Raw genomic sequence first — 14,608 nt, forward strand, 5'->3', positions numbered from 1 at the left:
CTTCCCCCCGGATCTGGGAACCGGCGACCCGGAACCCCGCCCAATGAAGATCAGTCCCCCCTCCGCCGGCCTGCATCGTGGGTCGCGGCGCCCCGCACGATCACCCGCAACGGCCCACCGATGAGCCACTTCAACCTCACTGACCTGCGGAAACGCGGACTTCCAGGCGAGTGGTGAGCGGCCGCCCGGCACCCTGATCGGCCGCGCGGCCCCGGCCTGATCGGTGTGGTGCGGGCTTGATCGCGTTCCTCACCGGCCCCACCGCGCACTTCCCCGCGGAGGCTTCCACGCAAGGTCTTTACATTCCGTACACGCCGACGGACTCAGCGTCGTCCCTGATGGTCATCGCGGAGGGGTGGCGCACCCACGACGTGGCGGAGATCACCCGACGGCCCCGGCCGGGGCCCGGCGCCGTCGCCGTCGCCGAGGCCATCCGGCCCGGATCGAGTGAAGCCGAACCACCGGTCCGGACCGTCCCCGCCGGGGCGTCGGCCGGGTCGTACGGCCCGCTGTCCGCTGCCCGGTCACCCGGGCGGTCACCCGGGCGGTGTGCCGGTGCGCCGGTTGCGTCACCCGCTCCTCGGGCGGAGATCATCTGACGCTACGCTGAGTCGCCGACCGGCCGTCAGATGCTGGCCGACGCGCGCCAAGCGGTCGTTCGGCCGACGGGCGCGAAGCCAAGAGAACAAGGGGTGGGAACGACCATGATGGGACCGGCGCACTCGCTGTCCGGGGCCGCGGCCTGGCTTGGGGTGGGCGCGGCGGCGGCTGCCGCCGGCCATCCGATGCCCTGGCCGGTGCTCGTCTGCGGTGCTCTGATCTGTGCCGGAGCGGCGCTCGCGCCGGACCTCGACCACAAGTCGGCGACCATTTCGCGGTCCTTCGGGCCGCTCTCGCGGGCGGTGTGCGAAGTGGTCGACAACATCTCGCACGCGGTCTACAAGGCGACCAGGATGCGCGGCGACTCGAACCGTTCCGGTGGCCACCGCACGCTCACCCACACCTGGGTGTGGGCGGTGCTGGTCGGCGGCGGGATGTCCCTGTTGGCGATGCAGGGCGGCCGGTGGGCGGTGCTTGGCATCCTCTTCGTCCACATGGTGCTCGCCATCGAGGGGCTGCTGTGGCGGGCGGCGCGGGTCTCCAGTGACGTGCTGGTGTGGCTGCTGGGCGCGGCCTCGGCCTGGATCCTGGCCGGCATCCTCGACCAGCCGGGCAACGGGGCGAGCTGGCTGTTCGACGGACCGGGCCAGCAGTACCTCTGGCTGGGGCTGCCGATCGTGCTCGGTGCGCTGGTCCACGACATCGGTGATGCGCTGACCGTCTCGGGGTGCCCCATCCTCTGGCCGATCCCGATAGGACGGAAGCGGTGGTACCCGATCGGTCCGCCCAAGGCCATGCGGTTCAAGGCCGGCAGCTGGGTGGAAATCAAGGTGCTGATGCCGGTGTTCATGCTGTTGGGCGGCCTGGGCGGGCTGGGCGCCCTCAACTACCTCTGAGACCTGCGCATATCTGGAAGCAGACTCACGTCTGCGAGCGGACGCAGATCTGCGAGCGGACGCATGCCTGTGAGCACGCGCATATCTGCCGCCGCCGCTGACCGGTGGGGCCTGCCGCACGGTGGGCCCCACCGGTCGTTTGTGTCACGCGTGCCACGCTTCGTGTCACCCGTGGCACGACTGGTGTCACCCGTGCCACGACCGCCACAGCGCTGCGTAGGCACCGTCGGCCGCGACCAGTTCGTCATGGCTGCCCAGTTCGCTGATCCGGCCGTTCTCGACCACGGCGATCACATCGGCGTCATGTGCGGTGTGCAGGCGGTGGGCGATGGCCACCACCGTGCGGCCGTCGAGGACCTTGCCGAGGGAGCGTTCCAGGTGGCGGGCCGCTCGCGGATCGAGCAGGGACGTCGCCTCGTCGAGCACCAGGGTGTGCGGATCGGCGAGGACCAGGCGGGCCAGGGCGATCTGCTGGGCCTGGGCCGGCGTCAGGGTGTGACCGCCCGAGCCGACCTCGGTGTCCAGACCGTCGTCCAGGGCCCGGGCCCAGCCGTCGGCGTCCACCGCGGTGAGCGCCGCCCGGAGTTCGGGGTCCGTGGCGTCCGTACGGGCCAGCAGGAGGTTGTCGCGGAGCGAGCCCACGAACACGTGGTGCTCCTGATTGACCAGCGCCACCTGTTCGCGGACCCGCTCGGCCGGCATCGCGGAGAGTTCGGCGCCGCCCAGGGTCACGGAGCCCGCGCGGGGACCGTAGATACCTGCCAGCAGTCGGCCGAGGGTGGACTTGCCGGCGCCGGAGGGGCCGACCAGTGCGAGGCGGCTGCCCGGTCGGATCCGCAGCGATACATCGCGCAGCACGTCGACGCCGGGGCGGTAGCCGAAGGTCACGTCGTCGGCGTGCACATGGCGGCCGTCGGGGGACCGGTCCGGGTCGCCGGCATCCGGTGCGATCTCCCGGACGCCGACGAGGCGGGCGATGGACACCTGGGCCACCTGTAGCTCGTCGTACCAGCGCAGGACCATGCCGACGGGCTCGATCATCATGTGGGCCAGCAGCGCACCCGTCGTCAACTGTCCCGCGGTGATCCAGCCCTCGATGACGAAGGCACCGCCGAGCAGCAGCACCGCGGCCATGAGCACCACATGCGTCAGGTCGACGACCGGGAAGAGGACCGTGCGCAGGAAGAGCGTGTAGCGCTCCCACTGGGTCCAGTCGCGGATGCGCTGCTCCGACAGTGCGATCCGGCCCCGGCCGAGGCGGTGGGCCTCGATGGTGCGCCCGGCGTCGACGGACTCGGTGAGCACGGCGGACACCGCCGCGTACCCGGCGGCCTCCGAACGGTAGGCGGCCGGCGCCCGTTTGAAGTACCAGCGGCAGCCGATGACCAGCAGCGGGAGCGCGATCGGTACGGAGAGCGCGAGCGGCGGTGCGGTGACCGCGAGTCCGCCGAGCAGCAGCGCGATCCACACCACACCGATGGACAGTTGGGGGACCGCCTCGCGCATGGCGCTGGAGAGCCGGTCGATGTCCGTGGTGATCCGCGACAGCAGATCGCCGGTGCCGGCCCGTTCCAGGACGCCCGGCGGCAGCGCCACGGACCGTACGAGGAAGTCCTCGCGGAGGTCCGCCAGCATCCGCTCGCCGAGCATCGCGCCGCGGAGCCGGACCATCCGGACGAAGACCGTCTGGACGGTCAGGGCGAGCGCGAACAGGGCGATGGTGCGGGGGAGTTGCAGGTCCCGGGAGCCCGCTGCCAGCTTCTCGACGACCCCGCCGAGGAGGTAGGGGCCGGCCATCGAGGCGATGACCGCGGCCGCGTTCACGGTGACCAGCACAATGAATTCACGACGGTGACGGCGGATCAGGCCGCCGACGTAGCTCCGTACCGTCGCCGGTGAGCCGACGGGGAGCGTGCTGAGGGTCTGCGGGGCGTCCGGGTCGTGTTCCGGCGGCGCCAGGCCGATCATGCGGTCTCCTCGATCTGGCCGGTCGACAGCGCCGGCTCGGCATCCGTTTCGCGGGTGACGACGGCGCGGTAGGCGGGGTGGTCGTGCAGCAGTTCGCGGTGGGTGGCCTCGGCGACGACCTTGCCCTCGTGGAGGAACGCGACCCGTTCGGCGCGGTCCAGGAGGAGCGGGCTGGAGGTGAGGACGACCGTGGTGCGGCCGGCTCTGATCTCCCGCAGGCCGTCGGCGATACCGGCTTCGGTGTGCGCGTCGACGGCGCTGGTCGGCTCGTCGAGGACCAGCACCTCAGGGTCGGTGACCAGCGAGCGGGCCAGCGCGAGCCGCTGCCGCTGGCCGCCGGAGAGCGACCGGCCGCGCTCGGTGATGTGGGTGCGCATCGGGTCGCCGGAGTCGTCGACGGACGCCTGGGCCAGGGCCGTCAGCACATCGCCGCACCGGGCGGCGGCCAGGGCCGCGGCTGCCGGGACGCGTCCGGAGCACGGCACGTCGAGCAGCTCGCCCAGGGTGCCGGAGAGCAGCACCGGGTCCTTGTCCTGGACGAGCACGGCCCGGCGTGCGGTGTCGCGCGGCAGGTCGTCGAGCGGTGTGCCGCCGAGGGTGACGGAGAGCAGGCCGACGGCGTCGCTCTCGTCGCCGTGCGGTGGGTGGCCGCCGAGGCGTTCGGCGAGCCGGCCGGCGGCGTCGGGGTCGCCGCAGACCACCGCGGTCAGCCGGCCGGCCGGGGCGGTCAGTCCGCTGATCGGGTCGTGCAGCGCGCCGGTGGGTGTCGCCGCGCCGTCGGTGGTCCGCCCGTCGACCGGTCGGCTCTGGGCCAGTACCCGGGCCGCGCGCTTCGCCGACGGCCGGGCGAAGGAGAAGGCCTGGGCGATCTCCTCGAAGTGACGGAGCGGGAAGAGCAGGAAGGTGACCGCGCTGTAGATGGCGACGAGTTCGCCCACCGCGACCGTGCCGTCGAGGGCGAGCCGGGTGCCGTACCAGACCACCGCGATGAGCAGCAGGCCCGGTAGCACCACCTGGACGGCCGAGATCAGGGACCACATCCGGGCGCTGCGGACGGCGGCCTTCCGGACCTCCTGGGACGCGTCGCGGTAGCGGTTGAGGAAGAGCTCCTCGCCTCCGATGCCGCGCAGTACGCGCAGTCCGGCGACGGTGTCGGAGGCCAGCTCGGTGGCCCGGCCGGCCTTCTCACGCTGGGCGTCGGCGCGCCGGGTGGCGGGCGGCAGCAGGGGGAGCACGGCCAGCGCGAGAACGGGCACGCCGAGCGCCACCAGGATGCCGAGCTGCGGCTGGCGGACGACCAGGGCGACGGAGACGCCGACCGCGGTGACCGCCGCCGCGCCGAACCGGGAGATCGCCTCCACGAACCAGCCGATCTTCTCCAGGTCGCCGGTGCTGACCGCGACGATCTCGCCGGCCGCCACCCGCCGGGTCATGGCCGAGCCCAGCTCCGTGGTCTTGCGGGCGAGCAGTTGCTGCATCCGGGCGACGGTGGTGATCCAGTTGGTGACCGCCGCGCGGTGCAGCATCGTGCCGCCGAGTGCGATCAGCGTGCCCAGCACCACCATCAGGCCACCGGACAGCGCGAGCCGGCCGCCGTCCCGGTCCACCACGGCCTGTACGGCGAGGCCGACCGGCAGCGGGAAGGAGGCGATGGCGCCGAAGTTCACCAGCCCCCAGAAGAGGGCCGTGAACTGGCCGCCGAGCTGCTGTTTGTAGAGCCACAGGAGGAAGGTGCCGCCGGTACGGACGTCCGGGACGCCCGGGTCGGGGTGCGGAAGGTCGCGAAGATGCATGATGCCCCAGGCGGAGTCGTGGTGGGTGGCCGGCAGAGCGCCGTCCCGGCAGGCGGAATGCCCCTCTCGCCCGTCTCGTCGTCGGCGGAGGTGCTGGAAGACTGGCCCGCGGGGTGGGCTGATTTCAAAGGGTTTTTCCGTCGCAACCCCGTGATTCGGACAATCGTGTGGTGATGTGCGCGTGACGGGCGGGCGCTGAAGTCCTGTCAGTCGGACGGTGCGACGATGGGGGCATGCGAACAGCGGGCGGTGCGGTGCGGAGGGCGGCGGTGGCCGTCGCGGGACTGGTCCTTCTGGCGGGCTGTGGCGGCGGTGCGGGCAGCCGGGACGGGGACGGCAAGGACGACGGAGCGGCGAAGGGCGAGCGCCCCGGCGGCCCGGCCCGCGGCGCGTCGGCGACCACCCACCTCAAGCAGATCCCCGGGATCGGCACCACCTTGCGGACGCGGATCCCGGCCGACTCCCGGCAGGTCGTGGCGGTCTACGGCAAGGGCCCGGACTCCGCCGAGTCCACCGTCGTCCTCTACGAGAAGAACGCCAAGGGGTGGGACCAGAAGGGAAGTTGGCCCGCGCACAACGGGCGGCGTGGCTGGACCATGGACCATCACGAGGGCGACAAGCGCAGCCCCGTGGGGGTGTTCGCGCTGACCGATGCGGGTGGTGTGCTCGCCGACCCCGGGGCCGGGCTGCCCTATACGCACTCCTCGGCGTTCACCCCGCCCCCGTACTGGTCCGCCAACACCCGGCACGACTTCGACTACGTCGTCGCGATCAACTACAACCGGGTGAAGGGGACCTCGCCGCTCGACCCGACCCGCCCGGAGGGGCAGGCCAAGGGGGGCGGGGTCTGGCTGCACCTGGACCACGGCAGCGGGACCTCCGCCTGTGTCAGCGTCGCGAAGCCCGCGATGCAGACCTTGCTGCGTGCGCTCGACCCGGCCCGGAACCCGGTGATGGTCATGGGGGACAGGGCGCATCTCGCCGTCTGAGGGTGTGCGGGGCGGGTGGTGCGCCCGGGGAGAACCGACTCATCGCGGTCACCTCGGAGCAAAGCGGCGCACGTGGCGCGCTCCGTCTTGGACCAAGCTCCAAGATTTTCCCGGAAGTTACATCGAGCTCTTTCGTGGTGAACGACGAGCGGCCATAGTGACGGACCGCGGAAGTCCACTTCCGCATAACAAAATTCGTCCATGGAGGAGTGCCCGTGCCGCACGCCACCGGAACCGTCGTCCGCCGCGCAGGCCGCCTCCTGCGCACCAGTCTGTTCACCCAGGTACTGATCGCCCTCGTCCTCGGCGTCCTCGTCGGGCGCCTGTGGCCGCAGGCGGCAGCGTCGCTCCAGCCGCTCGGTGACGGCTTCGTCCGCCTGATCAAGGCGGTGATCGCCCCACTGGTCTTCTGCGTCGTGGTCGCCGGGATCACCAAGGCGGGCGATCTCAAGGCCTTCGGCCGCATCGGGGTCAAGGCCCTGATCTGGTTCGAGGTGGCGACCAGCCTCGCCCTCGTGGTCGGCCTGGTGGCGGCCAATGTCTTCGCTCCGGGCGCCGGGATGCACATCGATCCGGCGTCCCTGGACAAGGGCGCGGTGGACGCCAAGACGGGCGGCGGACACCTGCCCTCCGCCGCCCAGTTCGTCCTGGAGTCGCTGCCGAACAGCGCGGTGGGTGCGTTCGCCGAGAACTCGCTGCTCCAGGTCCTGGTGCTGGCCTGCCTGGTGGGCGCGGCGCTGCTGCACCTCGGTCAGCAGAGGGTGCCGCAGCTGCTCCCGCTGATCGAGCAGGCCCAGGACGTGGTGTTCACCATCGTCGGCTTCGTCATGAAGCTCGCCCCGCTCGCGGTCCTCGGCGCCACCGCCCACCTCGTCGGCGAGTACGGTCTGGGCGCGATGTCGACGTACGGCAAGCTCATCGCGGTCTGTTACGGCGTGGCCCTGGCCTTCCTCGTGCTGCTCGGCCTGGCCCTCAAGGCCGTCACCGGCCTGAGCCTGTGGAAGTTCGTCCGCTACACCCGCGAGGAGCTCCTGCTGGCGCTCGGCACCGGCTCCAGCGAGACCGTGATGCCGCGGATGATGCAGAAGCTGCGGGCCGCCGGCTGCCGGGACGACGCGGTGGGACTGGTGCTGCCGACCGGCTACTCGTTCAACCTCGACGGCGCCTCGATCTACCTCTCCATCGGCACGCTCTTCATCGCGCAGGCCGTCGGCGTCGACCTCTCGCTCGGGCAACAACTCACCGTCGTCCTGGTGCTGATGCTGACCAGCAAGGGGATGGCCGGGGTGCCGGGTTCGGCGTTCCTCGCACTGTCCGCCACCGCCTCCGCGCTGGGCGTCATCCCGGCCGCCGCGGTCGCCCTGCTCCTCGGCGTCGACCGGATCATGGACTCGATGCGGGTGGCGACCAACCTGCTCGGCAACTGCGTCGCGGTCTTCGCGGTCTCCCGCTGGGAGGGTGCGCTGGACCGGGTGACCGCGAAGAAGGTCTTGAACGGCGAGCCGGTGGGGCCGGCGCCGGCGGAGGTGGCGGGGGAGCAGCCGGTGGAGCCGGGCCCCGCGCCCGTGACGCCCTCCGACGCCTGACCCACCGGGTGCACCGGGCGCGGTCCCGGCGGGCGCACCACCCGCCGGTACCGCGCCGTCCGGTTACTCCTCCGGTTACTCCTCCGGCTTCTGCGAATCCATCCCCGGCCGGGCCTTCTTCCACAGCCCGCGGGTGAAGTCCGGAATCTCCTGCGGGGCGCCGTTCGCCTTGATCGAGCGGTCGCTCAGCGGCACCGGCGCCGTCCAGGTCGCCGCGTCATAGACGTCGAAGTCCGGTACCAGGCCCAGCCGCATGCACTGCATCAGCCGGAAGACCAGCATGTAGTCCATGCCGCCGTGGCCGCCGGGCGGGTTGGCGTGCTCCTTCCAGAGCCAGTGGTCCCACTCGGCGTACTTGCCGAAGTCGCCCCACGCGTCGTTGCTCTGGTCCGGCTCGATGTAGATCCGCTCGGGGTAGTCCTCGAAGAGGCCCTTGGTGCCGCCGAGGCTGTTGATGCGGCTGTAGGGGTGCGGGGTGGAGACGTCGTGCTCCAGCCGGATCACCCGCCCCTTGGCGGTCTGGACGAGGCTGATCGTACGGTCGCTCTCGATGTACGACTCCTTCCAGCTGGGGTCGTTCGCCGGCATGTGCTCCTTGCGGTACGCGGCGAGGCCGAGCGCGGGGGTGCCGACGCTGGAGATTCGGACGGCGCGGTCGCCGCGGTTGATGTCCATGTAGTTGGCGACCGGGCCGAAGCCGTGGTTGGGGTAGAGGTCGCCGCGCAGCCGGGTGTGCCACAGCCGGCGCCAGGGCCCCTCGTAATACGTGGGGTCGAACATCAGGCCCCGTAGGTCGTGGATGTACGCGCCGGCGCCGTGCAGCAGCTCGCCGAACAGGCCCGCGTGCGCCATCCGCAGCACCCGCATCTCGTTCCTGCCGTAGCAGCAGTTCTCCAGCTGCATACAGTGTCTGCGGGTCCGTTCGGACAGGTCGACCAGCTCCCACAGCTGCTCCAGCCGCAGCGCGATCGGGCACTCCACGCCGACGTGCTTGCCGTTGAGCATCGCCGTCCTGGCCATCTCGAAGTGCCAGTCCCAGGGCGTGGCCGCGTACACGAAGTCGATGTCGCCGCGCTTGCAGAGGTTCTCGAAGTCGTGGTCGCCGTTGGCGTAGACCGCGGGTGCGGGCTGTCCGGCGTCGGTGACCTTCTTGGCGGCCTTGGCGGTCTTCTCCTTCACCGGGTCGCAGAGGGCGACGACGCGCACGCCCGGCACCGCCAGGAAGAGGTCGATCATGCTGCCGCCGCGGTTGCCCAGGCCGATGATCCCGACGCGTACCGTGGAGCGCCGTTCGAAGGGGACCCCGATCATGGTCTTCCCCTTGGCCGCGGGAGCCGTGGCGGCGGCCTCCGCCCGGCCGGTGGTGCGCGGTGTGGCCGCGGCGGCCTGACCGGCCGTCAGCCCGCCGAGTCCCAGCCCGGCGCCCGCCGCACCGGCGGTCCACAGGACCGAACGACGGCTGGGGCCCGTCTCGTCGTGGTCGTGGTTCTGCGGTCGTGCCTCGTTCATCGGTCCTCCAGGGGAACGGTGGTGCGCCGGGGCAGATGTGAACCTCGGTCAGGACCCTGTCGGCCGGGCGGCGGAGGCACAAGAGGGCCGATTGGACTCTTGTGACGGCGGGCTTGGACTCTTCGCCGCACCGTCGGGCCGGTTCCGCGGGTGCGGTGCGGCGGGAGCGGACGTGAGCCGGTCAGCGCCTTGCGCAAGTCACTGAAAAGTCTTGCAGACAGGGTTGACGTGTTCACATTGTTAACGGCAGGCTCCGGTAGGAAATCCCCCCATGGCGGCCTGGCGCGTGGCTGCTCTCGTGGGCGCGGTGCGGCACGTCGCGCCCCATGACGAAGGAGCCGCAAGATGCAGCAACGTTCCCGTGTGCTGGGCGGGGCGCTGGCCGGAGTGCTGGCCGCGGTCGGCCTGGCCACGTTCGCGCCGTGGTCCTCCGAGGCCACCCCACCGGGTGAGAAGACCGTCACCGTCACGTTGTTCGAGCGGAAGTACGTGGACGTCGCCAAGGCCTGCACCGATCAGCTGGGTCCGGCCGGCTACGGCTACGTCGAGGTCTCGCCCGCCTCCGAGCACATCCAGGGCGACCAGTGGTGGACCTCCTACCAGCCAGTCAGCTACAAGATCGCCGGACGGCTGGGCGACCGGGACGCGTTCGCCTCGATGGTCAAGGCCTGCCACGGCGCCGGCGTCAAGGTCATCGCCGACGCCGTCATCAACCACATGGCGGCCGGGTCCGGCACCGGAACCGGCGGCACCCAGTACACCAAGTACAACTACCCCGGCTACTACCAGGACTGGGATTTCCACGGCTGCCGCAGGAGCATCTCCGACTACACCAACCGTGACGACGTCCAGAACTGCGAACTGGTCGGGCTCGCCGACCTCGACACCGGCAGCGACTACGTCCGCACCACCATCGCCAAGTACCTCGACGACCTGCGGTCGTTGGGCGTGGACGGCTTCCGGATCGACGCCGCCAAGCACATCTCCGCCACCGACGTCGCCGCCATCAAGGGCAAGATGCGCGACCCCGGCCACTGGGTGCAGGAGGTCATCTACGGCGCCGGCGAGGCGGTTCGGCCCGACGAGTACACCGGCATCGGCGACGTCGACGAGTTCCGCTACGGCAGCCACCTCAAGAGCGCCTTCCAGAGCGGCAACATCGCCCAGCTCAAGTCCGTCGCGGACGGCAAGCTCGCCGGCGACAAGGCCCGCACCTTCGTCGACAACTGGGACACCGAGCGCAACGGCTCGACGCTCACCTACAAGGACGGGGCGGCGTACACCCTCGCCAACGTCTTCATGCTGGCCTCGCCTTACGGCTCGCCGAACGTCTACTCCGGCTACGAGTGGTCCGACAAGGACGCGGGGCCGCCCAGCGGCAGCGGTGGCTGGACCGATGAGCATGCGAGGCGGGAGATCACCGGGATGGTGGGCTTCCGGAACGCGGTGGGCTCGGCCGAGCTGACCGACTGGTGGGACGACGGGGGGAGCGCGATCGCCTTCGCGCGGGCCGGCAAGGGGTTCGTGGCCCTCAACAACGGTGACGGCGAACTGAAGCAGACCTTCGCGACGTCGCTGCCGGCCGGGACGTACTGCGACGTGGTGCACGCCGCGCCGTCGTCCTGCGACGGCCACACGGTCACTGTCGGGAACGACGGCACGGCGCAGCTGACCGTCCCGGCCAGGAGCGCGGTGGCGCTGCACATCGCGCACTGACCCGCTTCTGCCCTCAACTTCCGTAATCGGCAGGTGAGTTGGGGCGCGTGGCCCACTCCAGCGCCAGGAGGGCCGAGCGGTAACCTCGGCCCTCCGTCGCGTGGTCCATGCCGATCTCGCACATCCGGTTCGCCGACAGATGGGCGTCGAAGTGCCGCGCGGTGACCTCCGCCGCCTCCTTGGCGGTCGCCGACTCGGTGAGTTCCCTGTGCAGCATCCCGCGGTCGCCGGCGAACGCGCAGCAGCCGGCGTCGTCCGGGACGACCACCTCGCGCGCACAGGCCTCGGCGACCCGGCGCAGCTGCGCCTCGTCGCCCAAGTGCTGCATCGAGCAGGTGGGGTGGAGTACCGCGGAGTCGAGCGTCCGCCGCACCGACAGACGCGGCAGGAGCTCTTCGGCGGCCCAGACGACGGAGTCGACGACGGTCAGCTCCGCGTGCAGCGCGCGATTGTCCGGGGTCAGGTACGGCACGACCTCGTGGGCGAGGCCCAGGGTGCAGGAGGAGGCGTCCACGACCAGCGGCAGGGCGCCGCCGGCGGTCCAGCCCCAGGCCGCCTCGACGATGCGGTTGGCCATCACCACCGTGCCGCGCCGGTAGCCCTTGGAGTGCCAGATGGTGGCGCAGCAGGTACCGGTCACGTCCGGCGGGATCCACACCGCGCGGCCCGCGCGCTCCGAGACCGCCACCACCGCCGCCGGGAGCGAGGGGCCCCGGTGCCCGGCCGGCTCGCCGAAGATCCGGTTCACACAGGCCGGGTAGTAGACCGCGCAGGCGTCCGCCCGCTGCGTCGTGGGCAGCCCGCGGGCCGCCGGGCCGGGGATCTGCGGCAGCCACTCCGGCACCAGATCCGGGCGTACCGCCCGGCGGGCGCGGCCGGTCAGTGACGTCAGCAGCCGGTCACCGGCCCGGGCGCGGATCCGGTCCGCGGCGGCCACCGCCAGTCGGGCCGACCGCTCGACCACCGCGAACTGCCGGGCGGACCGCTCCGCCAGCCACTCCTCGCGGGGCGAGTGGCGCCGGTGCCGGAAGTCCTTCATCAGCGCGCCGGTGTCGATCCCCACCGGGCAGGCCAGTTTGCAGGTGGAGTCCGCCGCGCAGGTGTCCACCGCGTCATGGCCGTACGCGTCCAGCAGCGCGGCGGCGACCGGGGAGCCGGGCGGCTGGCGGAGCATTTCGCGGCGCAGCACGATCCGTTGGCGGGGCGTGGTGGTCAGGTCCTGGCTGGGGCAGGTCGGTTCGCAGAAGCCGCACTCGATGCACGGGTCGGCGACGGCCTCGACCTCGGGGATGGTCTTCAGTCCCCGCAGATGCCCGCGCGGGTCGCGGTCCAGCAGGACGCGCGGGGCCAGGATGCCGTGCGGGTCGAGGGTCTCCTTGATGCGCCACATCAACTCCGTTGCCCGCGGCCCCCATTCGAGCTCCAGGAACGGCGCGATGTTGCGGCCGGTGGCGTGCTCGGCCTTCAGGGACCCGTCGAAGCGCTCGACGGTCAGGTGGCAGAACGCGTCCATGAAGGCCGCGTAGCGCGCCACGTCGTCCGGCTTCGCCGCGTCGAACGCGAGCAGGAAGTGCAGGTTGCCGTGCGCGGCGTGCCCGGCGACCGCCGCGTCGAAACCGTGCCGGGCCTGTAGCTCCAGCAGCGCCGTGCAGGCCTCGGCGAGCCGGTCCGGCGGCACCGCGAAGTCCTCCGTGATCAACGTGGTCCCGGACGGGCGGGAACCGCCGACCGCGGCGACGAACGCCTTGCGGGCCTTCCAGTAGCCGCCGATCGCCGCCGGGTCGCGGGTGAAGGCATTGGTGACGGACGCCACCGGCGCGACCGGCTCCAGCTCCGCCAGCACCCGCGCCGCGGCCCGTTCGTACGTCTCCTGGACGGCCTCGTCGGGCGCCCGGAACTCCACCAGGAGCGCGGCGGTCTCCTTGGGCAGCGCCGCCCAGTCGGCCGGCACCCCGGGCACCCGCACCGACGCCCGCAGGGTGTTGCCGTCCATCAGCTCCACGGCCCGTGCGCCCGCCTCGTTGAACCGCGGTACGGCCGCCGCGGCGGCGCTCAGGGCCGGGAAGAACAGCAGCCCGGAGGAGGTGTGCCGGTCCAGCGGCAGGGTGTCGAAGACGGTCTCGGCGATGAAGCCGAGGGTGCCCTCGGAGCCGACCGCCAACCCGCGCAGGATCTCGGCCGGTGTGGCCCCGTCGAGGAACGCGTCCAGGCGGTAGCCGTTGGTGTTCTTGATCGTGTACTTGGCGCGGATCCGGGCCACCAGCGCCGGGTCCGCCTCGATCTCCGCCTTCAGCGCGAGCAGGCCCGCGCACAGCGCCGGTTCGGCGTGGGCCAGCACCTCGTCGGCGCCCGGGTCGGCGGTGTCGACGATCGTGCCGGAAGGAAGGACGAGGGTGACCGAGGCCAGCGTCCGGTAGGAGTTCCGGGTGGTACCGGCCGTCATGCCCGAGGCGTTGTTGGCGACCACCCCGCCCAGCGTGCAGGCGACGGCGCTGGCCGGATCGGGCCCGAGCAGCCGGCCGTGGCGGGCCAGTGCGGCGTTGGCGCGCAGCACGGTCGTGCCCGGCCGGATACGTGCCCGGGCGCCGTCGTCCAGCACCTCGATCCCGGTCCAGTGCCGGCGCACGTCGACGAGGATGTCCTCGCCCTGCGCCTGGCCGTTGAGGGAGGTACCGGCGGCCCGGAACACCACGTTGCGGCCCCTGCCGTGGGCGTAGGAGAAGACCGCGGAGACGTCGTCCACGTCCTCGGCGACCACCACGACCTGCGGTACGAAGCGGTACGGGCTGGCGTCCGAGGCGTAGCGGACCAGGTCGGAGACCTTGTGCAGCACCTTGTCCGGGCCCAGCAGCGCGATCAGGTCGCCGCGCAGCGGTTCGGGGGTGCCGGACGCGCGGTGATCGGCCACCCGGTCGGGCGAGGGGCGGGTGCCGGGGGCGGGGCGCAGGGTTTCGGGCTTCGGCTCCAGCAGGGGCATGGCGCGGACTCCTCGGGTCGACCGGTCGTCAGGTCAGTGCGGCGCACCCGGCCCGTCGACCAGGGTGGACAGCAGACCGCCCAGCACCTCGCGCTGTTCGGCGGTGAGTGGAGCCAGGATCTCCTCCGCCGCGGCCCGGCGGGCGCTGCGCAACGCGCGCAGCGTGGACCGGCCGCTGTCGGTCAGCTCGATCCGCACCACCCTGCGGTTGGTCGGGTCGGGCACCCGACGGACCGCGCCCTGCGCCTCCAGCGCGTCCACCAGCGTCGTCACCGCCCGCGGTACCACCTCCAGCCGTTCGGCGAGGTCGGCCATCCGGGGCGGGGTGCCGCGGTAGTGGCCGACGATCCGCAGCAGCCGGGACTGCGCGGGGGTGCAGGCGAGGTCCAGACGCTCCAGTTGCTGCTTGTGGGCGCGGTGCATCCGCCGGGTCAGCCGTACCAGCTGCTCGGCGACGTTGGAGGTGCTGACCGTCGGCTCGGGGGAGGGCATGCCCGAAGGGTACCAGGACATTATTCATTGTGAGCTTAGGTAACAATGAGCTAGGCTCCGTGAGGTCGCGTTGCCCCAAACC

The 14,608-nt window shown here is 71.8% G+C and carries 9 protein-coding genes; 4 read left to right on the plus strand and 5 right to left on the minus strand.

The genetic code is table 11. The features are described from left to right. The first annotated feature begins 704 nt into the window (after positions 1–704). Positions 705–1,496, plus strand: a complete 792-nt coding sequence (locus tag AB0C96_RS00120) for a metal-dependent hydrolase (RefSeq protein WP_362912005.1) — start codon at positions 705–707, stop codon at positions 1,494–1,496. 186 nt (positions 1,497–1,682) lie between these two features. Here AB0C96_RS00120 and AB0C96_RS00125 read toward each other — a convergent pair whose 3' ends face one another. Both AB0C96_RS00125 and AB0C96_RS00130 read right to left on the minus strand, forming a co-directional pair. Beyond that, positions 1,683–3,464 (minus strand): ABC transporter ATP-binding protein, encoded by a 1,782-nt coding sequence (locus AB0C96_RS00125; protein WP_362912007.1) that lies wholly within the window; start codon positions 3,462–3,464, stop codon positions 1,683–1,685. Further along, the gene (locus tag AB0C96_RS00130; RefSeq protein ID WP_362912009.1) at positions 3,461–5,257 is read right to left on the minus strand and encodes an ABC transporter ATP-binding protein; all 1,797 of its coding nucleotides are present in this window, start codon (positions 5,255–5,257) and stop codon (positions 3,461–3,463) included. Before AB0C96_RS00130 ends, AB0C96_RS00125 begins: the two co-directional genes overlap by 4 nt. 233 nt (positions 5,258–5,490) lie before the next feature. On the opposite strand from AB0C96_RS00130, the gene AB0C96_RS00135 reads away from it, so the two are divergent. Both AB0C96_RS00135 and AB0C96_RS00140 read left to right on the plus strand, forming a co-directional pair. Continuing rightward, positions 5,491–6,246 (plus strand): hypothetical protein, encoded by a 756-nt coding sequence (locus AB0C96_RS00135; RefSeq protein WP_362912011.1) that lies wholly within the window; start codon positions 5,491–5,493, stop codon positions 6,244–6,246. 215 nt (positions 6,247–6,461) lie between these two features. Further along, positions 6,462–7,832: a cation:dicarboxylase symporter family transporter gene (locus AB0C96_RS00140; RefSeq protein WP_362912013.1), complete on the plus strand. Its 1,371-nt coding sequence runs from the start codon at positions 6,462–6,464 to the stop codon at positions 7,830–7,832. A gap of 75 nt (positions 7,833–7,907) precedes the next feature. Here the strand turns inward: AB0C96_RS00140 and AB0C96_RS00145 are convergent, their stop codons facing one another. Next, positions 7,908–9,341 (minus strand): Gfo/Idh/MocA family oxidoreductase, encoded by a 1,434-nt coding sequence (locus tag AB0C96_RS00145; protein ID WP_362912015.1) that lies wholly within the window; start codon positions 9,339–9,341, stop codon positions 7,908–7,910. Between the two features lie 345 nt (positions 9,342–9,686). Here AB0C96_RS00145 and AB0C96_RS00150 point away from each other — a divergent pair, with 345 nt between their 5' ends. After that, positions 9,687–11,057, plus strand: a complete 1,371-nt coding sequence (locus AB0C96_RS00150; RefSeq protein WP_362912017.1) for an alpha-amylase family protein — start codon at positions 9,687–9,689, stop codon at positions 11,055–11,057. Between the two features lie 13 nt (positions 11,058–11,070). Here the strand turns inward: AB0C96_RS00150 and AB0C96_RS00155 are convergent, their stop codons facing one another. Both AB0C96_RS00155 and AB0C96_RS00160 read right to left on the minus strand, forming a co-directional pair. Further along, a complete protein-coding gene (locus AB0C96_RS00155) occupies positions 11,071–14,034 on the minus strand; it encodes an FAD-binding and (Fe-S)-binding domain-containing protein (RefSeq protein ID WP_362912019.1) in 2,964 nt (987 codons plus the stop codon). A 33-nt stretch (positions 14,035–14,067) separates the two neighbouring features. Beyond that, the gene (locus tag AB0C96_RS00160) at positions 14,068–14,526 is read right to left on the minus strand and encodes a MarR family transcriptional regulator (protein ID WP_362912021.1); all 459 of its coding nucleotides are present in this window, start codon (positions 14,524–14,526) and stop codon (positions 14,068–14,070) included. Positions 14,527–14,608 lie beyond the last annotated feature (82 nt).

It is taken from the genome of Streptomyces sp. NPDC048506 (genome assembly GCF_040651315.1).
Taxonomy (GTDB): domain Bacteria; phylum Actinomycetota; class Actinomycetes; order Streptomycetales; family Streptomycetaceae; genus Streptomyces.